The following is a 22994-nucleotide window of genomic DNA, read 5'->3' on the forward strand; positions in this document are numbered from 1 at the left end:
CGTTCAGCCTTTTGAACCACGGCCCCAACACTATCCCCGCGGGGGTGGAGGCGGGTCCAAAAGCCTGCCCGGCCATGTAACGCTGGGCGGCCGGCAACACTGCTCGGCTAGGATGAAAATCATGACTTACAAGCTGATTCTGCTGCGCCACGGCCACAGCGAATGGAACGCCAAGAACCTGTTCACCGGCTGGGTGGACGTTGACCTGAACGACCAGGGCCGCGCGGAAGCAGCGCGGGGCGGTGAGCTGCTGGTGGAGAACAACATCCTCCCGGATGTGCTGTACACCTCCCTGCTGAAGCGGGCCATTAACACCGCCAACATCGCGCTGGACAAAGCCGACCGCGGCTGGATCCCGGTCAAGCGTGACTGGCGCCTGAACGAACGCCATTACGGCGCGCTGCAGGGCAAGGACAAGGCCCAGACCCTGGCCGAATACGGTGAAGCGCAGTTCATGGAATGGCGCCGGTCCTACGACACTCCGCCGCCGCCCCTGGATGACGACTCCGAGTTCTCCCAGGCCCACGACCCCCGCTACGCCGGCCTCGGCGACGCCCTCCCGCGCACCGAGTGCCTCAAGGACGTCCTGGTACGCCTGCTGCCCTACTGGGAATCGGACATCAAGGAAGACCTCAAGGCAGGCAAGACCGTCCTGGTCACAGCCCACGGCAACTCGCTTCGTGCGCTGGTCAAGCACCTGGACGGCATCAGTGACGAGGCCATCGCCGGGCTGAACATCCCCACCGGCATTCCGCTGGTGTACGACCTCGACGATGACTTCAAGCCGGTCAAGCCCGGTGGAACCTACCTGGACCCAGAGGCCGCTGAGCAGGCCATCCTGGCCGTAGCCAACCAGGGCAAGAAGTAAGACTTCGCGGTTCTTCGCCGGGTGCTCGGTCGTTCCTCCCTTAGACGCACTCCGGCCGAAGAACCGCTGCGTCAAATGTGAAACGACGACGGCGGGCTGGTCACCTGGGGTGACCAGCCCGCCGTCGTTATCCGCTTGGTTAGCTGTGTTCAGTCGCGTTGGGCTGCCACGCGCCGGTGACCAGGTAGGTCACTTTCTGGGCGACGGAGACGCCGTGGTCCGCGAAACGCTCGAAGTAGCGGCTGGCGAGGGCCACGTCCACGGTGGTCGCCGGCGACTCGGTCCACTCGGGTGAGGCGATGGCCTTGAAGACGCTCAGGTGCAGGTCATTGATGGCGGTGTTCGCCTTCAGGATGTCCCTGGCCACCTCGAGGTCGCGGCTCTCCAGCAGCACCGTCAATTTGTCGGCGATCTCCTGGTCCAGTTCGGCCATGCGGTTGAAGGTCCCGGTCATGGACTCCGGAATGACCGTGGACGGGTACCGGAGGCGGGCCAGCTGGGCGATGTGGCGCGCGAGGTCGCCCATCCGCTCCAGTGAGGCACTCATCCGCAGCGAGCCCACGATCATGCGCAGGTCGCTCGCCACGGGACCCTGCAAAGCCAGGATGTCGATGGCCCGCTCATCGAGGCTGTTCTGCAGGAAGTCGATGCGCGCATCCGCCGCGATGACGTCCTGGGCGAGGTCCACGTCCGCGACCTGGAATGAAGTGGTGGCCTTGTCTATGGCTTCGCTGACCAGCCGGGAGATCTCCACCAGCTGGTCACCGACCTGGGTGAGCTCTTCCTGAAAAACCTTACGCACGTAGGCGTCCTTTCCTTGGAACTCCTGCCGGCCGCTCCAGGGCAGCAGGAATCGTGTCGCCATGGGGCGCTCTAACCATTAACTCTGTCATCGCCCGGTAAACGATTATGCCCATGGAGGTGAACGTTAGTTGAACCGTTCGCGGTAAGGGCTTCGAAGCGCCGGTGGCCTCCGGGCAAGAGCATAAAGTGGAGCTGTGGATCCTATGCTCATTGGTCTGGTTGCAGGCCTCGTCGGCCTGGCGCTTGGCACGTTCGGCGTGCTGGCGTTCCGGGTCAGCGAGAAGCAGCGCGAGCTGCTGGAGGTCGACGCCGGGGAACCTGCGCTGCCGGACGGGGCGGCGGAGGTGCTGGCCGTCGTCGGACGTGCCTTCGTGGTCCTGGATGACGTCGATGGCGTTGTCCGTGCCAGCCCGGCAGCCTACGCCTACGGCCTGGTCCGCGGCCATACCGTGGTCCACAAAGAACTCCTGGACATGACCGCGGGTGTGCGTCGCGATGGCGTCATCCTGGAGAAGCAGCTGGAGCTCCCGCGCGGACCGCTGGGGCAGGGGACCATCATCGTCCAGGTCCGGGCCGCCATGCTGGGTGAGGAATACATCCTGCTCCTGGCCGATGACCGGACCGAGATCACCCGCACGGAAGAGATCCGCAACGACTTCGTCGCCAACGTCTCGCATGAACTGAAGACGCCCGTCGGCGCCATCTCCCTGCTGGCCGAGGCCCTCGAGTCGTCCGCGGACGACGAAGAAGCGGTCCGCCGGTTCGCCAAGCGGATGCACAAGGAGTCAGCCCGCCTCGCCGCACTGGTCCAGGACATCATCGAGCTGTCCCGGCTGCAGGGCGCCAGCGTGACGCAGCAAGGCGGCCCCGTGGACATCAACGCGGTCATCGCCGAGGCCGTGGACCGGTCGCAGCTGCCCGCCGAGAGCAAGAACATCAGCATCGTGGTGGGCGGCCGCACCGAGGGCAAGGTCTTCGGCGACCAGGACCTTTTGGTCACCGCGCTGCGCAACCTGATCGACAACGCCATCCGCTATTCACCGGCCAACACCAGGGTGGGAATCGGCGTACGTTCCAGGGAGGGCCTGGTGTCCATCTCCGTGACCGACCAGGGGGAGGGGCTCACGCCCGAGGACCAGGAACGCGTCTTCGAACGCTTCTACCGCGTCGATGCCGCCCGTTCGCGACAGACCGGCGGCACCGGCCTGGGCCTGAGCATCGTCAAACATGTGGCCTCAAACCATGGCGGCGAGGTGACGCTCTGGTCCCAGCCGGGCCAAGGATCGACCTTCACGCTGCGGCTTCCCGAGATGGAAGGACAGGACAGCGACCGTCCGGTCCCTGACGCTCCGGCACCGTCGCCGGCGCGGCAGCCGGCCGGCCGGCCTGCACCCACCCAAGTACCCCGCGCCGCCGGCGCAACAGAACGAGGAGCTAGCGCTTGAGCAGGATTTTGATAGTGGAGGACGAGGAGTCGTTCAGCGATCCCTTGTCCTATTTGCTGGGCAAGGAAGGATTCGAGGTTGAGGTGGTGGACAACGGCCTCGACGCGATCACGGAATTCGACCGCAACGGCGCCGACCTTGTCCTGCTGGACCTGCAGCTGCCCGGCCTGTCCGGCACCGAGGTATGCCGCCAGCTCAGGCAGCGTTCCAGCGTTCCAGTGATCATGCTGACGGCCAAGGACTCGGAGATCGACAAAGTCGTGGGCCTGGAGCTCGGCGCGGACGACTACGTCACCAAGCCCTATTCCTCCCGCGAACTGGTGGCCCGGGTCAGGGCGGTCCTGCGGCGCCAGGGCGAGCCGGAGGAACTGATTTCTTCAACGGTCCAGGCCGGCCCGGTCCGGATGGACATCGAACGCCACGTCGTGAGCGTGGACGGCGAGCAGGTCCTGCTGCCATTGAAGGAGTTTGAGCTCCTGGAGATGCTCCTGCGCAACTCCGGCCGGGTCCTCACCCGGGGGCAGCTGATTGACCGGGTCTGGGGGTCGGACTACGTCGGCGACACCAAGACCCTTGACGTCCACGTCAAACGCCTCCGCGGCAAGATCGAGCCGGATCCCTCCGCACCCCGGTTCCTGGTCACCGTGCGGGGCCTCGGTTACAAGTTCGAACCCTAGGCCCCGGGCGGCCAAGGCTGTCCAGGCCAGCGCAACAGCAAAGGGAGGGCCAACCGGCCCTCCCTTTGCTGTACGTCTCGGGCGCCCGCCTTGGCGGGCTCCCCGCTAGCGGCTGGTGGCGGTTGCCGTTGCGCTTGGCGTGGCGGTTGCCGTTGCGCTGGCGCCGGCGGACGCCGACGGCGAAGCCGACGGGCTCGCGGTGGGCAGGTAGTCCTTGTATTCCTTCAAGGTGGCATCCAGGACCGGCACCTTGACCGTGCTGGTGACGTTGGTGCCGTTCTCGCTGATCTTGACGTCCACCAGAGAACCCGGCTTTCCGCCGGTGGTGCTCAGGATGGCAGGGTCGGTGTTTTCGTTCAGCAGCGTGTAGGAGTTCGCCTTCACCGGAACTTCGGTCTGTGAGCCCTTGGCGCCGTTGACCGTGAGCTTCACGTCCTTGGAAGAGGAGTTGTAGACCGCGCCGATCAGGCGGCCGGGTCCGTCTTCGCCGCTGGAAACGATGAGGATGTTCCGCAGCTGCAGCGGGCCGAGGTCTGCGCGGATGCCGTCCGAGGCGGAGTACTGGTGGCTGGTCTGCTGGGGCGTGATGTAACCGCAGCCCGCAGTCAGCAGGCTGACGCCAAGGGCAGCAGCCGTCAGTGCCAGTTTGCCGCGCTGGGCCCGGTTCATCGCAGTGGAACGCACGTCACGTACTCCTCGAGAAATTTGAAGTCTTTTGCAGCCATAGCCTATCCGCAAACGGGGTCAAACGAGGATTCGAGGCCGTCACATCGACTGTGGGAACGCTCACCTGATGCACTAATATCCTCATCCGTCAAGGGGGTCGAGGAGGTCGATTGGGCCGTTTTTCCGCGTATTTTCGGGGTTGGGAGCCCTTTCTCCGGCCGGTCATATGCCTGAATCGTGATAAACTGGTCTGCGGGAAAGGGGAAATGTCCACATGGTATTTGAGGTCGGCGAGACAGTAGTTTACCCTCACCACGGTGCTGCGAAAATTGAAGAAATCAAGATGCGCACCATCAAGGGCGAAGAGAAGATGTATCTCAAGCTCAAGGTGGCTCAGGGTGATCTGACCATTGAAGTTCCAGCAGAAAACGTGGACCTTGTTGGGGTTCGGGACGTAGTGGGCAAGGAAGGCCTGGAGCACGTGTTTGATGTGCTTCGTGCCGAGTTCACCGAAGAACCCACCAACTGGTCACGCAGGTACAAGGCAAATCTGGAGAAGCTTGCTTCCGGTGACGTCATCAAGGTGGCAGAGGTCGTTCGCGACCTGTGGCGCCGGGATCACGACCGGGGCCTTTCCGCAGGCGAAAAGCGAATGCTGGCCAAGGCCCGCCAAATTCTCATTTCAGAGTTGGCGCTGGCTGAAAAGACCGACGAGGAGAAGGCCGCAAGCGTTCTCGACGAGGTCCTGGCTTCCTAAGAATTTAGCCCCGGCAGCACTAACGTGCCGCCGGGGCTTCTTTTTGCCCGAAACCGGGCTGCGTCCCGGGCACGGCGCAGCCGCCACGGCGTCGTAGGCTAGTCCGCATGAGTGAATCAACGCCCCTTGTCACGGGAGTCATCGTGGTGGCCGCCGGTTCCGGGCAGCGGCTCGGCTACGGGATGCCCAAGGCGGCTGTCCCGCTCGGAGGCGAACCGATCCTGATGCATGCCTTGCGGGGCATCGTCGCCTCCGGTGTTGCGAGCCAGGTCTGCGTGGTGCTGCCCGCAGGGGACGAAGGCCTGCGCCGTCTCTGCGGCAGTTTCCGGGACGAACTGGCCGACGGCGGCCCCCTCCTCACCCTTGTGGACGGCGGCGCCACCCGGGCTGACTCCGTCCGCGCCGGTATGGCTGCCCTGATGGACGGCACGGAAGCGGTCCTGGTCCATGATGCCGCCAGGGCGCTGACGCCCGAGTCCGTCTTCCACCGCGTAACGGAAGCCCTTGCCGCCGGCGCTGCTGCCGTCATTCCCGTTCTCCCCGTCGTGGACACCATCAAGACCGTTGCAGCCACGTCCGGAGGGGACAGCGTTTTCGCACCGGAGGTGGTCACGGGAACGGCCCGCCGCGAGGAACTGCGGGCCGTTCAGACACCCCAGGGATTCACCCTCGACACGCTGGTGCAGGCGCACCGGTCCGCCGAGGGCCTGGACCGGCGGGAGTCGGCGGCCGTCACCGATGACGCCATGCTCGTGGAGATGCTGGGGACGCCGGTCTACGCTGTCCGCGGCTCAACCCAGTCGCTGAAGATCACCACGCCGCTTGACCTGATCTTCGCCGAAGGGCTCCTTGAGGGTCCCCTTGGCGCCCGGTGGGTGGAAGGGTGAGCGCGGACATGATCCTGCCGCGGACCGGTGTGGGTATCGACGTCCATGCATACGCCGCCCACGGCAAGGACCGCCCGTTGTGGCTCGGCGGACTCTTCTGGCCCGGCGAACGCGGACTGGCCGGCCATTCGGACGGCGACCCGGTGGCCCACGCCGCAGCGGATGCGCTGTTCTCCGCGGCCGGCATCGGCGACCTAGGCACCCACTTCGGCACCGACCGCCCGGAATTCGCCGGCGCGTCCGGTGTGACGCTGCTCGCCGAAGCGGCGCGCATCGTCCGCGCTGCGGGTTTCGAGATCGGCAATATCGCCGTCCAGTTCGTGGCCAACCGGCCGAAGTTCGGTCCCCGCCGGGAAGAAGCTCAGCACGTCCTCTCAGAGGCCGCCGGTGCACCGGTGAGCGTCACTGCCACCACCAGCGACGGCCTGGGATTCACCGGCCGTGGCGAGGGCATCTCCGCGGTGGCTACCGCCTTGGTCTACCCACGGACCAGCGGCACCATCGGCTAGTCTGGAGCGGTGACCCTGCGCTTCTATGACACCGCCTCCGCCGAAGTCCGGAACTTCACCCCGATCGTTGAGGGCAAGGTCAGCCTCTATTACTGCGGGGCCACGGTGCAGGGAATGCCCCACGTGGGGCACATCCGTTCCGCCATCGCCTTCGACCAGCTGACCCGCTGGTTGCAATACCGGGGCCTTCGCGTCACTGTGGTCCGCAACGTCACGGACATTGACGACAAGATCCTCGCCAAATCCGAGGCATCATTCGCGCCGGACTTCATCCCCGAGCCGGGAGAAGTGCCGCGGGAGGAGTGGTGGGCGCTGGCATACCGTTACGAGCGGGAATTCCTGGCGGCCTACGACACCCTCGGCGTCTCCCGCCCCACGTACGAGCCCCGGGCCACCGGGCACATCCCCGAGATGCACGCCCTGATCCAACAGCTCATCGACCGCGGCCACGCCTACCCCGCGCTGGACGAATCAGGCGACGTGTACTTTGACGTCCGTTCCTGGGGCAACTACGGGGCACTCACCCGGCAAAACATCGACGACATGCAGGCAGCGCCCGACGCCGATCCCCGCGGGAAGAAGGATCCCCGCGACTTTGCGTTGTGGAAGGGTTCCAAAGAAGGCGAGCCGGCCACCGCCAGCTGGGCCTCGCCGTGGGGTGCGGGGCGTCCGGGCTGGCACCTGGAATGCTCCGCCATGGTCACCAAGTACCTGGGAACTGCCTTCGACATCCACGGCGGCGGACTGGACCTGCGTTTCCCGCACCACGAAAACGAGATGGCCCAGTCGCAGGCTGCGGGACATGGCTTCGCCAACTTCTGGATGCACAACGGCATGGTGACCTACCAGGGCGAAAAGATGTCCAAATCCGTTGGGAACACCATCAGCCCCACCGAAATGCTGGAACTCGCTTCCCCCCGGGTTGTCCGCTACTACCTTGGCCAGGCCCACTACCGCTCCATCCTGGACTACCGGCCCACGTCCCTCCAGGAAGCCGCTGCCGCCGTCGAACGAATCGACGGGTTCCTGGCGAAGGCCGTGGCGCGCTTCGGCGCCGATTTCGGGTTTGTGGCCGGCGCCTCCGCTGACCCGGCTGAGGCCCTGGACGCGTTTTCAACTGCGATGGACGACGACCTGAATGTTCCCCGTGCCCTGGCGGCGCTGCACGAGGCCGTGCGGGCCGGGAACACGGCCCTGGCGGACGGGGACGACGACGCTGCCCGGAAAGCGATGTACGCCGTCGTCACCATGACCGACGTCCTGGGCCTCAACGCCGTCGCCGGTTCCGGGCAGGCGGGCAGCCGGGAGGCCGACGCCTTGGGCGTCCTGGTGGAGGCGCAGCTGGCGGCCCGTGCCGCTGCCCGTGCCGCCAAGGACTGGGCTGCTTCCGACGCCATCCGGGACACCCTCAACCAGGCCGGCGTCGTGGTGGAAGATGGCCCGGACGGTGCCACCTGGAGCCTCAAGCGGGACTGATCAGCCACTGCCCCTGAGCACGCGCGCAGCCCCCGCGCGTCGATTTTTCTTCGGTCAGTAGACTGGTAGGCAGACTCAGTCAGCACAATCAAGGGTGGAACATCATGGCCAACAATGGTCGCCGATCGGTTAAAGCGAAGAAGGGCCCAACCATCGGAACCGGTGGCCATGGCCGCAAGGCCCTCGAAGGCAAGGGCCCGACGCCCAAGGCCGAGGACCGTCCGTACCACAAGGCGCACAAGGCCAAGCAGCTGGCCGAACGGTCCGCAGCCAAGCGCAGCCCGGGTGCACGAAGCGCCGGTGCCGCCAAGTCAGGCCCCAAGGGACGCGCCACCGAAGAAGTGGTCACCGGCCGCAACTCCGTGGTCGAAGCGCTCCGCGCGGGCATCCCGGCAAAGGCCCTGCACGTGGCCATCCGCATCGAGATGGACGACCGCGTCAAGGAGTCCCTGAAGCTCGCCGCCGAACGCGGCATCCCGCTGCTCGAAACCGGCAAGCCCGAACTGGACCGGATGACCGACGACGCCGTCCACCAGGGCCTGGTGCTCCAGATTCCGCCGTATGAGTACCAGGACGCGTACGAACTGGCCGAGGAGACGGTGGAGAAGTGGAAGAAGGGGCACGTCAGCAACGCGCCGCTCTTCGTCGCCCTTGACGGCATCACCGACCCCCGGAACCTCGGAGCGATCATCCGTTCCGTCTCCGCGTTCAGCGGCCACGGCGTCATTGTTCCGGAGCGCCGCTCCGTCGGTGTCACGGCCTCGGCCTGGAAGACCAGCGCCGGTGCGGCGGTCCGCGTCCCCGTTGCCCGCGCCTCCAACCTGAACAACGCCCTGAAGCAGTTCAAGGGCATGGGCATCTTCGTGCTGGGGCTCGACGGCGACGGCGACGTCTCGCTGCCCGACCTCACTTTGGCCACCGAGCCGGTGTGCATCGTGGTGGGCTCGGAAGGCAAGGGCCTGAGCCGCCTGGTCCGGGAGAACTGCGACCAGATTGTCTCCATCCCGATCGACTCCGCCATGGAGTCCTTGAACGCCTCCATGGCCGTGGGCATCTCGCTGTACGAGGTCTCCCGCCAGCGCGCGGCGGGGTAGTGGCCCACCGCCCCCGGTGCGGGGGCACGATTGCCTTGCAGTGCCGGGGTGACGGGGCAGGTCAACCGCCCCGGGCGGCTATCATTTAGGTGATGGTCATGCCGCTTTTCGACACCGCATCCACCATGGACGCCTCCTCGGCTGTTCCCCTCGGTGTCAGTGTCCCGCGCGTTGATTCCGGCGGTACACGCCACCACGCCGGCGGCCGCGCCAATGTTGCCTGTTTCGCGCCAGCCGTGCCCAGCCTGGACATCGTGTACTGCCCTCCGGGCGGCCAGTGGCGGTCCCGGACCCTGCCGAACGTGGCGCGCGGCGTCCATCACGGCATCGTCGAGGACCTGCCCTTTGGTTCGCGGTACGGGTTCCGCCCGTCCTCAGACCGCCGGCCCCTGCCGCCGCACGCCTCCGCCTCGGGAAACGGGGACGACGCCGGCAACCCGCCGTTGCTGCTGGACCCGTACGGCCGGGGGGTGGACGAGCAGGACGGACTGCTGGCCAGCGTCCGGACCGCACCCGATTTCGATTGGGGATCGGACGAGCGTCCGGCCCTGCCGTGGCGCAACACAATTCTCTATGAAGCCCATGTCAAGGGCCAGAGCAAGCTCCACCCCGACGTGCCTGAGGACCTACGGGGCACCTACGCCGGCATGGGCCACCCAGCCGTGGTGGAGCACCTCACCGGCCTGGGCATCACTGCCGTGCAGCTCCTGCCTGTGCACTTCCACCTCGACGAGCTGCACCTGCAGGACCTGGGGCTCACCAATTACTGGGGCTACAACACCGCCGCGTTTTTCGCCCTGCACCCCGGCTACGCCACCCGTGCCGCCCGGGAAGCGGGCCCGCAGGCTGTCCAGGACGAGTTCAAGGGCATGGTCAAGGCCCTGCACGCCGCCGGACTCGAAGTCATCCTCGACGTCGTCTACAACCACACAGCGGAGGGAACCCAGGACGGTCCGGTCATCAGCTTCCGCGGACTGGGGGAGCAGGCGTACTACCGGATGGACAGCCACGGAAAGTACGTGGACACCACCGGGTGCGGCAACACCTTGAATTTCGGCGAACCGCATGTGGTCCAACTGGCGGTCGATTCACTGCGGTACTGGGTGGACGAGTTCCACGTTGACGGTTTCCGGTTCGACCTTGCCGTCACCCTCTGCCGGAACGCCGGGAACGAGTTCGACCCCAACCACCCGTTCCTCACCGCCATCGCCGCGGATCCCGTCCTCTCCGGCGTCAAACTGATTGCCGAGCCGTGGGACATTGGCTACGGCGGCTGGCAAACCGGGCGGTTCCCGCCAGGCTGGGTGGACTGGAACGACCACTTCCGGGACGCCGTCCGGACGTTCTGGCTGGCGGACCGGGCAGCCATGGATGCGGGCGGCCACGGCGGAACCATGGCCAAACTCGCCGATTCGCTCTCTGGTTCGGCCGGCCTCTTCCAGGCATCCGGCCGCTCACGGCTGGCATCCGTCAATTTCGTTACCGCCCACGACGGCTTCACCATGAACGACCTCGTCTCCTTCGACAGGAAGCACAACGAGGACAACGGTGAAGAGAACAGGGACGGGCACGGCGACAACCGCAGCTACAACCACGGCGTGGAGGGGCCCACCGAGAACGGCCTGATCCTGGCCAGGCGCGCGCAGTCCCGGCGCAACCTGATGGCGTCGCTGATGGTCTCGCTCGGAGTCCCCATGATCACTGCCGGTGACGAGCTGGCCCGGACGCAACTGGGCAACAACAACGCCTACTGCCAGGACAACGCCATGACCTGGCTTGACTGGACCTTGACCCCGGAGGCGCACGAAATGCTGCGCAGCACCAAGCGCTACATCCGGCTGCGCAAGGAATTCCTGGCCGCCCAGCCCCATGATTTCCCCGTCCGGGACGAGCAGTCCTACCTTTACTGGTTCGACCAATTCGGGCAGCCGATGTCCGCTGAACGCTGGAACGATCCGCACCACCGGGTCCTGCAACTCCTGCTGGGCGATGACGGCGGCGCCCTCGCCGGGCTGGTGGTGGTGAACGGCGGTGCCACGGATGTACAAATCACGTTGCCGGACCTCGGGCGGGCGGCGCCGAGCCTTTTCGAGTTGCGCCTGACCACATCGCCGCTCCATGAGCAGCGGCAGGGCATCCAGGTTGCCTCGGGCGAGACCGATGTTGCCGAGGCCAACTCCATCAGCATCTACCGAACCTAGACCCAGTACAACCGGCCGGCAGGTACACCCCAATGCGCAACCGCTCCATGCTTCCCTTGCTCCTTACCGCCCTGGTGGTGCTGGCGCTGGTGGCATTCGGCGGGGCCGGGCTGATGGGCGGCCAAGGGGAAGGCACGACGCCGGGCGCGGCCTCCGGAGCGAGTACGGCTCCCGGCGGCCCGGGTACGCCGGCGCCGGGAAAGAGCGCGGCGCCACACCGGGGAGCCAACCCGTCCAGCCTGCCGGAAATCCGGGAGTCCGCGCTCCCGGTGGAAGGACGCCGCGTCCTGGCGCTGATCCGGGCCGGCGGCCCGTACCAGTTCAGCCAGGACGACCAGGTGTTCGGCAACTTTGAGCGCGTCCTGCCTGCACGGGACCGGGGTTACTACCGCGAGTACACGGTTCGAACACCCGGCGAACCGGACCGGGGCGCGCGCCGGATCGTGGCAGGCAACGGCGGGGAGAAGTATTACACCGGAGACCACTACGCGACATTCAAGTACATAGCGGAAGGCAGCTAGCGCACCCATGAAAATTCTTTCCGGCGACACCTGGACCCTCGAAGAGCTGGAGGCGCAGGTAGCGGACGCCGGGCGCCGCAGCCTTGTGGTCCCGCCGGCCGACAGCAAACGCGCCGTCCTGGAAACCTTCGGCGAGGTCCTGGACTTTCCTGAGCACTACGGTGTGAACCTGGATGCGCTGAACGATTCGCTGCACGACTTCGCGGACAACATCACGGACAACGGCAATCCGCCGGTGACAGTCCTGTGGCAGGTTGCGGCCCCGTTCCGCGCTGACCGGTCGTTCGGGATCATCTGCGAGATCCTGCAGGACGCAGAACGGTACGCGGGCAAGGACCTGGCCGTCACAGCTGTCCTGCTCTGAGGCTCCTGGCTCCAAGCCGAGGGCTTCGCAAGCACCTGGTGTCCGGCCGGCCGGGGCAGGCCGGACACCAGGTCAGGCGTTGACGATCAGGCCGAGCTCCGCTTTCGAGGCCAGCGCCTCGTGCCGGGGCAGCACCCGGACCGTGTAGCCGAACGGTCCGGAGCGGTCGATCAGCAGTGAGCCGCTGAACAGGTGGCGGCCGCTGCCCAGGTCTTCCTTCACCTGCAGTTCCATCATGGTGATGTCCGCAAGGGTGTCATTCTCCTCGGCCCTTCCGTAGGCCACCTCGACGCAGACATCTTCCGGAGTCAGTGCGTTCAACGCCACGTACGCATTGACCTGGAGGGTGTCGCCGATCTGCGGATCCTCCGAAACGCCCACCGAATCAACATGCTCCACGTGGACCTGCGGCCAGGTGCCGCGAACCTTGGCAGACCAGGCTGCCAGCGCCCGGGCCTGCGCATATGAATTCGCGGTGGCGCTGCGCCCGGCGTCAGCCGCCGGGCGGTAAAGGATGTTGACGTAGTCCCGGAGCATCCGCTCGGCGGAGACCGCGGGTCCCAGATGCGAGAGCGTGTGCTTGATCATGGATACCCAGTGCGTGGGAACTGTCTCGCTCCGGGTCGTGGAGGGGCCGGCCGCCCCCGCACCATCGGACACCGTGCTCCCGTAGAAGCGCGGCGCCACCTGGGTTTCCAGCAGTTCGTACAGGGCAGCGGCCTCGATGTCGTCCCGCTCTTCCGGGGATGCGTCGTTGTTGGCCGTCGGGATTGCCCAGCCGTTCTCGCCGTCGTACATCTCGTCCCACCAGCCGTCCAGGACGGACAGGTTCAGCGACCCGTTCAGGGCGGCCTTCATGCCCGATGTACCGCAGGCCTCCAACGGCCGCAGCGGGTTGTTCAGCCACACGTCGCAGCCAGGGAACAGCGTCCTGGCCATCGCGATGTCGTAGTTGGGCAGGAACGCGATGCGGTGACGGACCTCGGGGTCGTCAGTGAACCGCACCAGGTCCTGGATCATCTTCTTGCCGGCGTCATCGGCCGGGTGGGACTTTCCGGCGATGACCAACTGGATGGGGTGGTCCTTGTGCAGCAGGAGTGCCTTGAGCCGCGCAGGTTCCCGCAGCATCAGGGTCAGGCGTTTGTACGTGGGCACGCGGCGGGCAAACCCGATGGTGAGTATGTCCGGGTCCAGGACGTTGTCCGTCCAGCCCAGTTCGGCGTCGGCCGCGCCGCGCTTCTTCCATGCAGCACGGAGCCGACGGCGCACATCCTCCACCAGTGCCGCCCGCATTTCGCGGCGAAGTGCCCATACGTCGGCGTCGCTGACGTTGTAGGCCAGGTCCCATTTGCCCAGTGCTTCCGCTTCGCTGCCGAACTGGTCCCGTGCCAGCTTGGAGATCCGGCTGTCCACCCACGTGGGGACGTGGACGCCGTTGGTGACGGAGGTGATGGGGACCTCCGAGTGGTCGAATCCCGGCCACAGGGCGGAGAACATCCCGCGGGACACTTCGCCGTGCAGTTTGGCCACGCCATTGGCGCGCTGGGCAAGGCGGAGGCCCATGACGGCCATATTGAAGACGGCGGGGTTTCCGTCGGCGTAGTTTTCGCGGCCCAGTTCCAGGATCCTGTCCAGCGGGACGGCGGGTGCCAGGCCGGCCTGGAAGAAGTGGCTGATTTGGGCGATCTCGAACCTGTCAATGCCCGCCGGGACCGGGGTGTGGGTGGTGAACACCGTGGAGGCGCGGCCGGCGGCCAACGCCTCGTCGAATGTCAGGGCCTGTTCCCCTGACATCAGTTCCTGGATGCGTTCAATGCCCAGGAATCCTGCGTGTCCCTCGTTGGTGTGGAACACCTCCGGGGCGGGGGACCCTGTCAGTTTCTGGAATGCGCGCAGGGCCTTGACACCGCCCATGCCCAGCAGCAGCTCCTGCTGCAGCCGGTGGTCACCACCACCGCCGTACAGCCGGTCGGTGATGCTCCGCGCGGCGTCGTCGTTGCCGGGCACGTTGGAGTCCAGCAGGAGCAGCGGGACGCGGCCGACGTCGGCACGCCAGATATGTGCCAGGAGCCGGCGTCCGTTGGGCAGCGGGAGCGCTACCTCCAAGGCCTTTCCGTTGCCGTCCGGGGATGGCTCGCGGAGCAGTGTGAGGGGCAGGCCGTCGGGGTCCAGGACAGGGTAGGTCTCCTGCTGCCAGGCGTCCCGGGACAGTGACTGCTTGAAGTAGCCGGCCTGGTAGAGCAGGCCCACACCCACCAGGGGAACGCCCAGGTCCGAGGCCGCCTTGAGGTGGTCGCCGGCCAGGATGCCCAGGCCGCCCGAGTACTGGGGGAGGACCTCGGTGATGCCGAATTCGGGCGAGAAGTAGGCAATGGCGGCGGGTGCCTCCGGCCCCAGGCCCTGGTACCAGCGCGGCTCCTCGAGATACCGGTCAAGGTCCACTTCGGCCGCGCGGACCCGGTCCACGACGGACTGGTCCGCGGCGAGCCGCTGGAACTCCTCCCGGCTGACCATGCCCAGGAAGCCGATGGGGTCCTGCCCGCTTTCCTCCCACAAGCGCGGGTTCAGCCCGGCGAAGAGCTCGCGCGTGGGGCGGTGCCAGGACCACCGCAGGTTGCTGGCCAACCGGGCCAGCGGCCGGATGGGCTCGGGGAGGACTGTACGGACCGTAAACCTGCGGATTGCCTTCACCTGCGCCACACTAACCGACAACCTGCCGGGCCGGAACAAGCTTTGGGTTTCTTTTGGGTAAATGACAGGGGCGTGAAGAAATTGGGCGGCGGCGCGATGGATTTTAGGGAGCAGCCTTAGCAATCCTGGGCATTTCTCGCTAACGTCGAGCCTGTGACGACTAACTCAGGAACCAGTGCCGCATCCACCAAAATGCCCCAGCGCCGCATAACCGAGGGTCTGCGGTTCGGGCGTTTTCCCATCACCAATGTGCAGCCCGTCGTCGACGGCGGAAAGGTCCCCGCCAAAGCCCTCCCCGGCGAGGCCATCGTTGTGGGCGCCACCGCCTTCCGGGAAGGCCATGACCAACTTGGTGTCAGCGCCGTCCTCCTGGACCCCACAGGTGCAGAGCGGCAGCGGGTCCGGCTTTCCCCGCCCCGCGGGGAACGCGGAATGGGGACCGACCGTTGGGAGGGCGTCCTCACGCCGTCGGAAACCGGCGACTGGTCCTTCGTCATCGAAGCCTGGCACGACCGCTACGGCACCTGGCACCACAACGCCGAGGTGAAGATCGACGCCGGCATCGACGTCGAGCTCATGCTTGCCGAAGGTGCCAAGCTGCTCGGTGAAGCCTCCGCGGAAGACTTCCGGGACGAGGTGGACCAGGCGGCCCTCCGGCATGCCTCGGAGGTCCTGGCTGACCAGTCCCGCAGCACCGAGGAACGCCTCGCGGCCGGGTTCGGCCAGGAAATCGCGGACATCGTTGCCCGCCAGCCCATCCGCGAACTGGTGACCGTCTCGGAGAAGTTCCCCCTTCTGGTGGAGCGGGACCGGGCAGGCCGGGGCGCTTGGTACGAGTTCTTCCCGCGGTCCGAAGGCGCTGTCAAGGACCACAACACCGGCGTCTGGACCTCAGGAAACTTCCGGACGGCAGCCCGCCGCCTCGACGCCGTCGCGGCCATGGGCTTCGACGTCCTCTACATGCCCCCGATCCACCCCATCGGCGTCCAGCACCGCAAGGGGCCCAACAACACCCTCGTGGCCGGCCCGCATGATCCGGGTTCGCCCTGGGCCATCGGCGCCAAGGAGGGCGGCCACGACGCCATCCACCCCGATCTCGGTTCCTTCGAGGACTTTGACGCCTTCGTGGCCCGCGCCAACGAACTGGGCCTGGAAGTTGCGCTGGACCTGGCCCTGCAGGCGGCCCCCGACCACCCCTGGGTGCAGACGCACCCCGAATGGTTCACCACCAGGGTGGACGGCAGCATCGCCTACGCGGAAAATCCGCCGAAGAAGTACCAGGACATTTATCCGCTGAATTTCGACAATGACCCGGAAGGTCTTTCCCGCGAAATTCTCCGCATTGTGCTGCTGTGGGTCAGCCACGGGGTAAAGATTTTCCGGGTGGATAACCCGCACACCAAACCGGTGTGGTTCTGGGAATGGCTTATCGCCGAGGTGAATAAGGCCGTCCCCGGCGTCGTATTCCTCGCCGAGGCATTCACCCGGCCCGCCATGATGCACGCCCTGGGCCGGGCAGGCTTCCAGCAGTCCTACACCTACTTCACCTGGCGCAACACCAAGAAGGAGATCGAGGCGTACTTCGACGAAGTCAGCCACGAATCCCCGGCGTTCTTCCGCCCCAACTTCTTCGTCAACACCCCTGACATCCTCACCGAATACCTCCAGTACGGCGGGCCCGCGGCATTCCGGATCCGGGCGGTGCTTGCCTCCACCGGAAGCCCGCTGTGGGGCGTCTACGCCGGCTACGAACTCTACGAGCACGTTGCCCGGCCCGGCGCCGAGGAATACATCGACAACGAAAAGTTCGAGTACAAGGCGCGCGACTGGGAAGCCGCCGCGGAGTCCGGGCGCTCGCTGGCACCGTACATCACGCGGCTTAACCACATCCGGCGGGACCACCCGGCCCTCTTGGACCTGCAGAACCTGACGGTCCACCAGAGCACCGACGAATCCACGGTGGTCTACTCCAAGCACAAGACCCTCCCCGACGGGACCAAGGACACCATCATTGTCGTGGTGAACGTGGACCCCCACGTCACCAAGGAATGCAGCGTCTTCCTGGACCTGGCAGCCCTGGAACTGGACCCGCAGGACCGCACCGCAGGCGGTGGCTTCTACGTGGACGACCTGATCTCCGGCCAAAGCTGGGAGTGGGGCGAGTACAACTACGTGCGGCTCGACCCGCACGTGGAACCGGCCCACATCCTGAGCGTGAGGAGAATGCATTCGTGAGTTTCAATCCGCAAAGTTCCGGCCACTTCACCCCAAAAAGCACGTTCGAGCTAAATGCGCCCGGCCTTCAGCATGACCCCCTGTGGTACCGCAAGGCCGTGTTCTACGAGGTACTGGTCCGGGCCTTTGCGGATGCCAACGGCGATGGGTCCGGGGATTTCTCCGGACTCATCGACCGGCTGGACTACCTGCAGTGGCTGGGCGTCGACTGCCTTTGGCTGCCCCCGTTCTTCCAGTCACCGCTGCGCGACGGCGGCTACGACATCTCGGACTACAACTCCGTGCTGGACGAATTCGGCACCATCAGCGACTTCAAGCGGCTCGTGGCGGAAGCCCATGCCCGTGGCGTCCGGGTCATCATCGACCTGCCGCTGAACCACACCTCCGACCAGCATCCCTGGTTCCAGGAATCCCGGAAAGACCCCGACGGCCCCTTCGGCGACTTCTATGTCTGGAGCGACACGGACGAGAAGTACCAGGACGCACGCATCATCTTCGTCGACACGGAGGAATCGAACTGGACGTTCGATCCCATCCGGCGGCAGTTCTTCTGGCACAGGTTTTTCAGCCACCAGCCGGACCTGAACTTCGAAAACCCCAAGGTGATCGAGGCCGTGTTCGACGTCGTCAGGTTCTGGCTGGACCAGGGAATCGACGGGTTCCGTGCGGACGCCATCCCCTACCTCTTCGAGGAAGAGGGCACCAACTGCGAGAACCTGCCCGCCACCCACGAGTTCCTCCGCAGCCTGCGGGCCATGGTGGACGAAAGCTACCCCGGCCGGGTGATCATCGCCGAGGCAAACCAGCCGCCCAATGAGGTGGTGGAGTACTTCGGGACAGAGGAGGAACCCGAATGCCACATGGCGTTCCACTTCCCGATCATGCCCCGCCTGTACTACGCCCTCAGGGACCAGAAGGCCGCGCCCATCATCGAAACCATGCGAGACACACCGGACATCCCCGACGGTGCCCAGTGGGGGACCTTCCTGCGCAACCACGATGAGCTGACCCTGGAGATGGTCACCGCTGACGAGCGCGCGGCCATGCTGGGCTGGTACGCGCCGGACCCCCGGATGCGTGCCAACATCGGCATCCGGCGCCGGTTGGCGCCGCTGCTCGACAATTCGCGGGCCGAGATCGAGCTGATCAACGCGCTCCTGCTCTCACTTCCGGGGAGCCCGTTCCTCTACTACGGCGACGAGATAGGGATGGGGGACAACATCTGGCTCGAGGACAGGGACGCCGTCCGGACCCCCATGCAATGGAACCCGGACCGGAACGCGGGGTTCTCGCACGCCGATCCCGGCAAGTTGTACCTGCCGCCCATCCAGTCGCTGGTGTACAACTACGGCATGGCCAACGTCGAAGCCGAGGCCGCCCACTCCGGGTCGCTGTTGCGCTGGACACGGCAAATCCTCAGCGTCCGCAAGAACCACCCCGCGTTCGGCCTTGGCGGGTTCAAACACGTGCAAGCAGACCACGACGCCGTCCTGGCGTACCTGCGCGAGCTGCCGGCCAACAACCCGGCCGGGGCCCCGGCCGAAACAATTTTGTGCGCCTTCAACCTTTCCCAGCATCCCGTGGCCGCCACACTGGCCGTTCCCGAGTACGCGGGGAGGGGGCTGCGCGATGTTTTCGGCGGCCAACCCTTCCCGGGCATCGGTGATGACGGAAGCCTCACGTTGACCATCGGAAGCCATGACTTCTTCTGGCTGCGGATGCGGACGGCGGGGTCGAACCCGTCTTCGCCCTACACCCAGGCCATGCCCATCCTGTCGATAGAGAACTGAGATGAACCAGCCAATCCTCACTCCCGCCCTGACCGCGCTGCTCAAGGAATGGCTGCCGCAGCAGCGTTGGTTCCCCATCAAGACTCCCGACTTCGCCATGTCCCAAGTGGGCAGCCTGGGCCTGGCGGACCCCACCGGCCACGCAGCTCTGGCCGTGTTCCTCCTCAGTGCCAGCACGGACGGGCCCGACGGCGGCCGCCGCACCACCGTGGTCCAGGTGCCGTTGAGCTTCCGCCCGGCCCCGGCAGGTGGCATGGAACGGGCGCTCGTGGGCGAAGCGGCAGGAACCGACCCCTCCCGCCCTTGGGTCTACGACGCCGTGCACGATCCCGATTTCGTCGGCGCCTGGCTGGAGCTCATCCGGCAGGAGGACAAGGCTGCAAGCGGGACCGCCACCGGACACCGCGTGGCCGGCCCGTACCGGCTTCCCACCGCCAAAGGGGTGGTGAAAGTGCTGTCCGGAGAGCAGTCCAACAGTTCCGTCATTGTGGACGATGGCGAATCGGCGGCGATGGTTAAATTTTTCCGGGTGCTGTCTGACGGGACAAACCCGGAGATCGAAGTCGGGGCGGCGCTGACCACCGCCGGTACGCCCGAAGTGCCTGCAACCCTTGGCTGGGTCCGCGGAGAGTGGCTTGGGCAGGGCAAGCCTGTCCAGGGCGAGCTTGCGGTAGCCCACGAATTCCTGGCCGGCGGCCGTGATGCCTGGCGGCTGGCAGTGGATGCCGCACGCCAGGGTGCCGACTTCACGGCGGAGGCACGGGCACTCGGTGCCGCCACGGCCAACGTGCACCGGCGGCTGGCGGAGGCTCTGGGGCAATCAGTGGAGCCCGGCGCCGGCAAGGGCATCGGACCCGCCGTAGCCCACCGCGTCCGCAGCGCCTGGGCGGAAGCCCGTGCCGCCGTCGGCCCCTATGACGCCGCATTGGATGCCCTCCTGGCCGACCTTGACGGGGCACCCACGGGCCCACTGCAGCGCATCCACGGCGACCTCCACCTGGGCCAAATCCTGCAGGTCGCAGGGCAACCCGGTGGACATTCCCGGTGGGCCATCCTCGATTTCGAGGGCGAACCGCTGCGGCCCATCGCCGAACGGAACGTCCCCGATGTGCCCCTTCGAGACGTCGTGGGAATGTTGCGGTCGTTCGACTACGCGGCCGGCGCCGCCCAACGTGAGCAGGAAGGCGCCCAGGTCCCGGACACCTGGGTGGATGACTGCGCTGACGCCTTCCTGGAAGGGTACGGGGCCGTCATTCCCGGCACGGTGGACCGGACCTCGCCCTTGTTTGTGGCATTGTGGCTGGACAAGGCGCTGTACGAAGTTGTTTATGAAATGCGTAACAGGCCCGACTGGCTGGCGATCCCCGTGAATGCCTCCAGACGGCTCCTGAGCGGTAATGGCACCGGCGATCAGGCCGGCGCAGCATCGGAAGGTAACGAAATGACAGGCTCAGCACACACTGACCGCCCGGGGGTGCCGCTGCACGTGGACGAAGGCACCTTGGGCAAGATCGCGAACGGTGAACACCACGCGCCCCATTCCGTCCTTGGCGCGCACCTGGACGACTACGGTCATGTCACCGTCCGGACCGTCAAGCACCTGGCCGAAGCAGTCACCGTCGTCACCCAGGCCGGCGAAGTTCCCATGGAACACGAGGCCCACGGCGTGTGGGTTGCCGTGCTGGAACCCGTGCAGCAGGGTCATGTCCCCGACTACCGGCTCTCGGTCACGTACCCGGGCAAAGAGCCGCTGACGGTTGATGAGCCGTACCGCTACCTGCCCACCGTAGGAGAAGTGGACCTCCACCTCATCGGCGAGGGCCGGCACGAGAAACTCTGGGAAGTCCTCGGCGCCCACGTCCGGCACTACAAGTCTTCGCTGGGGGACGTCAACGGTGTTTCCTTTGCCGTGTGGGCTCCCAACGCACAGGCCGTCCGCGTCAAGGGTGATTTCAACGCCTGGGACGGACGCGAAAACTCGCTCCGCTCGCTGGGATCATCCGGCGTGTGGGAAGTCTTCATCCCGGGTGTGGCAGCGGGCGCCTGCTACAAATTCGAAATCCTGACCCGCGGCGGATACTGGGTCGAAAAGGCCGACCCCCTGGCGTTCGGCACCGAAGTTCCCCCGCTCACGGCCTCCCGGGTGGTGGAGCCGTCCTACGCTTTCAAGGACGACGAGTGGATGGAAGCACGCGCCCAGCGCGATCCGCACAACTCGGCCATGAGCGTGTACGAAGTGCACCTGGGCTCCTGGCGGCTGGGACTTGGCTACCGGGAACTGGCCAAGGAACTGGTGGAGTACGTCAAATGGCTGGGGTTCACCCACGTGGAGTTCATGCCGGTGGCGGAACACCCGTTTGGCGGCTCCTGGGGCTACCAGGTTACGTCCTACTTCGCGCCGACGTCCCGGTTCGGCCACCCCGACGAGTTCCGCTACCTGGTGGACACGCTTCACCAGGCCGGCATCGGCGTACTGCTGGACTGGGTCCCGGCCCACTTCCCGAAGGACGCCTGGGCGCTGGCACGCTTCGACGGCGAGCCCCTCTACGAGCACTCTGATCCGGCCCTTGGCGAGCACCCGGACTGGGGGACCTTGATCTTTGACTTCGGCCGCACCGAGGTCCGGAACTTCCTGGTGGCGAACGCGCTCTACTGGCTGGACGAGTTCCACATAGATGGCCTGCGCGTGGATGCGGTGGCGTCAATGCTGTACCTCGACTACTCCAGGAAGGAAGGCGAGTGGCGGCCCAACCGCTTCGGCGGCCGGGAAAACCTGGAAGCGATCTCCTTCCTGCAGGAAGTCAACGCCACCGTCTACAAGACACATCCTGGCGCCGTCATGATCGCCGAAGAGTCGACCGCATTTCCGGGGGTGACTGCACCCACGAGCCACGGCGGCCTCGGCTTCGGCCTGAAGTGGAACATGGGGTGGATGCACGACTCGCTCAAGTACATCTCGGAGGACCCCTACAACCGCAGGTGGCACCACGGCACGGTGACGTTCTCCCTGGTGTATGCGTTCACAGAGAACTTCCTGCTGCCCATCAGCCACGACGAAGTGGTCCACGGCAAAGGTTCCATGCTCCGCAAGATGCCCGGCGACCGCTGGCAGCAGCTGGCAAACCTTCGCGCGTTCTTTGCCTACCAGTGGGCGCACCCCGGCAAGCAGCTCATCTTCATGGGTACGGAATTCGGGCAGGAAGCAGAATGGTCCGAACAACACGGACTGGACTGGTGGCTGGCAGACATTCCGGCGCACAAGGGACTGCAGCTGCTGACCAAGGACCTCAACGAGTTGTACAAGTCAACGCCGGCGCTCTACACCCAGGACAACGTCGCGGCCGGGTTCCAGTGGATCAACGGGGGAGACGCCGACCGTAATGTCCTCTCGTTCATCAGGTGGGGCACCGACGGCGAACCGATCGTCTGCGCCATCAATTTCTCCGGCGGCCCGCATGTCGGCTACACCTTGGGCGTGCCATCGGCCGGCGCCTGGACTGAGGTCCTCAACACCGACCACACCACCTACGGCGGCTCCGGCGTCCTCAACGGTGGTGGGCTGACAGCCACCGCCGAAGGACAGGACGGGCAACCGGCCACCCTGACGGTGACGCTGCCTCCGCTGGGCGCATCCTACTTCAAGCCGGGAGCACCCACGTCGGCCTGATCACCCAAGGACACTCCGCAGTGAGTCGGAAGGGCCCGGAATCCGGCAGGATTCCGGGCCCTTCGCGTTGGCGAACCCGGCCGGCCGAGGACGGCCCAGGCAGCCGCTCCACGCCGACTGGCGATCCCGAATAAGTGGTGGTAGAGTTTATTTCCGCGCTGCTCCACGGAGTCAGGCGGACAACCGATCCCCCAAGCTTATGCTGAGGAAGATCGCGGACGCCGATTTGACACGCTGGAAGTCAGCCGGTAAGTTTGGAAAGTTGCTCCGGAGCGATCTGCGACTGGTTTTTGGTTGTGGTGGTGCCGGGTGTGTCTGTTGTTTGAGAACTCAATAGTGTGC

The 22994-nt window shown here is 65.9% G+C and carries 17 protein-coding genes; 14 read left to right on the forward strand and 3 right to left on the reverse strand.

All coding sequences use genetic code 11. The annotated features are described in order from the left end of the window. Positions 1-121 precede the first annotated feature (121 nt). Complete coding sequence (locus tag DFO47_RS19645; protein ID WP_018762316.1) at positions 122-868, forward strand: phosphoglyceromutase; 747 nt, start codon at positions 122-124, stop codon at positions 866-868. Positions 869-1007: 139 nt separating this feature from the next. On the opposite strand, the gene phoU is transcribed toward DFO47_RS19645, so the two are convergent. Continuing rightward, on the reverse strand, positions 1008-1670 hold the full coding sequence (gene phoU / locus DFO47_RS19650) for a phosphate signaling complex protein PhoU (RefSeq protein WP_026264739.1): 663 nt from the start codon (positions 1668-1670) through the stop codon (positions 1008-1010). Between the two features lie 205 nt (positions 1671-1875). On the opposite strand from phoU, the gene DFO47_RS19655 reads away from it, so the two are divergent. After that, entirely contained in the window at positions 1876-3117 is a 1242-nt protein-coding gene (locus DFO47_RS19655) for an ATP-binding protein (protein WP_133832723.1), read from the forward strand. Beyond that, complete coding sequence (locus tag DFO47_RS19660; RefSeq protein ID WP_026264738.1) at positions 3114-3794, forward strand: response regulator transcription factor; 681 nt, start codon at positions 3114-3116, stop codon at positions 3792-3794. The genes DFO47_RS19655 and DFO47_RS19660 overlap by 4 nt, the downstream gene beginning before the upstream one ends. 105 nt (positions 3795-3899) lie before the next feature. Here the strand turns inward: DFO47_RS19660 and DFO47_RS19665 are convergent, their stop codons facing one another. After that, positions 3900-4463: a hypothetical protein gene (locus DFO47_RS19665; RefSeq protein WP_133832724.1), complete on the reverse strand. Its 564-nt coding sequence runs from the start codon at positions 4461-4463 to the stop codon at positions 3900-3902. A 271-nt stretch (positions 4464-4734) separates the two neighbouring features. On the opposite strand from DFO47_RS19665, the gene DFO47_RS19670 reads away from it, so the two are divergent. The 8 genes from DFO47_RS19670 to DFO47_RS19705 all read left to right on the forward strand — a co-directional run bounded on the left by DFO47_RS19670 (position 4735) and on the right by DFO47_RS19705 (position 12269). Next, positions 4735-5217 carry a CarD family transcriptional regulator gene (locus tag DFO47_RS19670; protein ID WP_011690592.1) on the forward strand — a complete coding sequence of 161 codons (483 nt, stop codon included), beginning with the start codon at positions 4735-4737 and terminating at the stop codon, positions 5215-5217. Between the two features lie 107 nt (positions 5218-5324). Continuing rightward, the gene (gene ispD, locus DFO47_RS19675) at positions 5325-6104 is read left to right on the forward strand and encodes a 2-C-methyl-D-erythritol 4-phosphate cytidylyltransferase (RefSeq protein ID WP_018762310.1); all 780 of its coding nucleotides are present in this window, start codon (positions 5325-5327) and stop codon (positions 6102-6104) included. Between the two features lie 8 nt (positions 6105-6112). After that, positions 6113-6613, forward strand: coding sequence for a 2-C-methyl-D-erythritol 2,4-cyclodiphosphate synthase (ispF, locus tag DFO47_RS19680; RefSeq protein WP_026264734.1), 501 nt, complete (start codon positions 6113-6115; stop codon positions 6611-6613). Between the two features lie 9 nt (positions 6614-6622). After that, complete coding sequence (cysS, locus tag DFO47_RS19685) at positions 6623-8089, forward strand: cysteine--tRNA ligase (protein WP_133832715.1); 1467 nt, start codon at positions 6623-6625, stop codon at positions 8087-8089. Between the two features lie 104 nt (positions 8090-8193). Next, on the forward strand, positions 8194-9183 hold the full coding sequence (gene rlmB, locus DFO47_RS19690; protein ID WP_109044715.1) for a 23S rRNA (guanosine(2251)-2'-O)-methyltransferase RlmB: 990 nt from the start codon (positions 8194-8196) through the stop codon (positions 9181-9183). A 92-nt stretch (positions 9184-9275) separates the two neighbouring features. After that, the gene (glgX, locus tag DFO47_RS19695) at positions 9276-11384 is read left to right on the forward strand and encodes a glycogen debranching protein GlgX (protein WP_133832716.1); all 2109 of its coding nucleotides are present in this window, start codon (positions 9276-9278) and stop codon (positions 11382-11384) included. A gap of 32 nt (positions 11385-11416) precedes the next feature. Further along, positions 11417-11905, forward strand: coding sequence for a ribonuclease domain-containing protein (locus DFO47_RS19700; protein WP_133832717.1), 489 nt, complete (start codon positions 11417-11419; stop codon positions 11903-11905). Positions 11906-11912: 7 nt separating this feature from the next. After that, positions 11913-12269 (forward strand): barstar family protein, encoded by a 357-nt coding sequence (locus DFO47_RS19705; protein WP_018762304.1) that lies wholly within the window; start codon positions 11913-11915, stop codon positions 12267-12269. A gap of 72 nt (positions 12270-12341) precedes the next feature. On the opposite strand, the gene glgP is transcribed toward DFO47_RS19705, so the two are convergent. Continuing rightward, positions 12342-14960 carry an alpha-glucan family phosphorylase gene (glgP, locus tag DFO47_RS19710; RefSeq protein ID WP_208294438.1) on the reverse strand — a complete coding sequence of 873 codons (2619 nt, stop codon included), beginning with the start codon at positions 14958-14960 and terminating at the stop codon, positions 12342-12344. A 192-nt stretch (positions 14961-15152) separates the two neighbouring features. Here glgP and DFO47_RS19715 point away from each other — a divergent pair, with 192 nt between their 5' ends. Genes DFO47_RS19715 through DFO47_RS19725 form a run of 3 tightly spaced genes read left to right on the forward strand, consistent with a single transcriptional unit; the run spans position 15153 to position 22652 of the window. Beyond that, the gene (locus tag DFO47_RS19715) at positions 15153-17195 is read left to right on the forward strand and encodes an alpha-1,4-glucan--maltose-1-phosphate maltosyltransferase (RefSeq protein WP_133832725.1); all 2043 of its coding nucleotides are present in this window, start codon (positions 15153-15155) and stop codon (positions 17193-17195) included. After that, positions 17192-18985, forward strand: a complete 1794-nt coding sequence (treS, locus tag DFO47_RS19720; protein WP_018762301.1) for a maltose alpha-D-glucosyltransferase — start codon at positions 17192-17194, stop codon at positions 18983-18985. Before DFO47_RS19715 ends, treS begins: the two co-directional genes overlap by 4 nt. A 1-nt stretch (position 18986) precedes the next feature. Continuing rightward, on the forward strand, positions 18987-22652 hold the full coding sequence (locus DFO47_RS19725; protein ID WP_133832719.1) for a 1,4-alpha-glucan branching enzyme: 3666 nt from the start codon (positions 18987-18989) through the stop codon (positions 22650-22652). Positions 22653-22994 lie beyond the last annotated feature (342 nt).

The sequence above is a fragment of the Arthrobacter sp. AG258 genome (assembly GCF_004364695.1).
Lineage (GTDB): Bacteria > Actinomycetota > Actinomycetes > Actinomycetales > Micrococcaceae > Arthrobacter.

Bases quoted from the DNA above. Each gene is read 5' to 3' on its own strand.
- DFO47_RS19645 (WP_018762316.1), top strand. From the start codon at position 122: ATGACTTACAAGCTGATTCTGCTGCGCCACGGCCACAGCGAATGGAAC.
- DFO47_RS19655 (WP_133832723.1), top strand. From the start codon at position 1,876: ATGCTCATTGGTCTGGTTGCAGGCCTCGTCGGCCTGGCGCTTGGCACG.
- DFO47_RS19665 (WP_133832724.1), bottom strand. From the start codon at position 4,463: ATGAACCGGGCCCAGCGCGGCAAACTGGCACTGACGGCTGCTGCCCTT.
- DFO47_RS19670 (WP_011690592.1), top strand. From the start codon at position 4,735: ATGGTATTTGAGGTCGGCGAGACAGTAGTTTACCCTCACCACGGTGCT.
- ispD (WP_018762310.1), top strand. From the start codon at position 5,325: ATGAGTGAATCAACGCCCCTTGTCACGGGAGTCATCGTGGTGGCCGCC.
- ispF (WP_026264734.1), top strand. From the start codon at position 6,113: ATGATCCTGCCGCGGACCGGTGTGGGTATCGACGTCCATGCATACGCC.
- rlmB (WP_109044715.1), top strand. From the start codon at position 8,194: ATGGCCAACAATGGTCGCCGATCGGTTAAAGCGAAGAAGGGCCCAACC.
- glgX (WP_133832716.1), top strand. From the start codon at position 9,276: ATGGTCATGCCGCTTTTCGACACCGCATCCACCATGGACGCCTCCTCG.
- DFO47_RS19700 (WP_133832717.1), top strand. From the start codon at position 11,417: ATGCGCAACCGCTCCATGCTTCCCTTGCTCCTTACCGCCCTGGTGGTG.
- DFO47_RS19705 (WP_018762304.1), top strand. From the start codon at position 11,913: ATGAAAATTCTTTCCGGCGACACCTGGACCCTCGAAGAGCTGGAGGCG.
- DFO47_RS19715 (WP_133832725.1), top strand. From the start codon at position 15,153: ATGCCCCAGCGCCGCATAACCGAGGGTCTGCGGTTCGGGCGTTTTCCC.
- DFO47_RS19725 (WP_133832719.1), top strand. From the start codon at position 18,987: ATGAACCAGCCAATCCTCACTCCCGCCCTGACCGCGCTGCTCAAGGAA.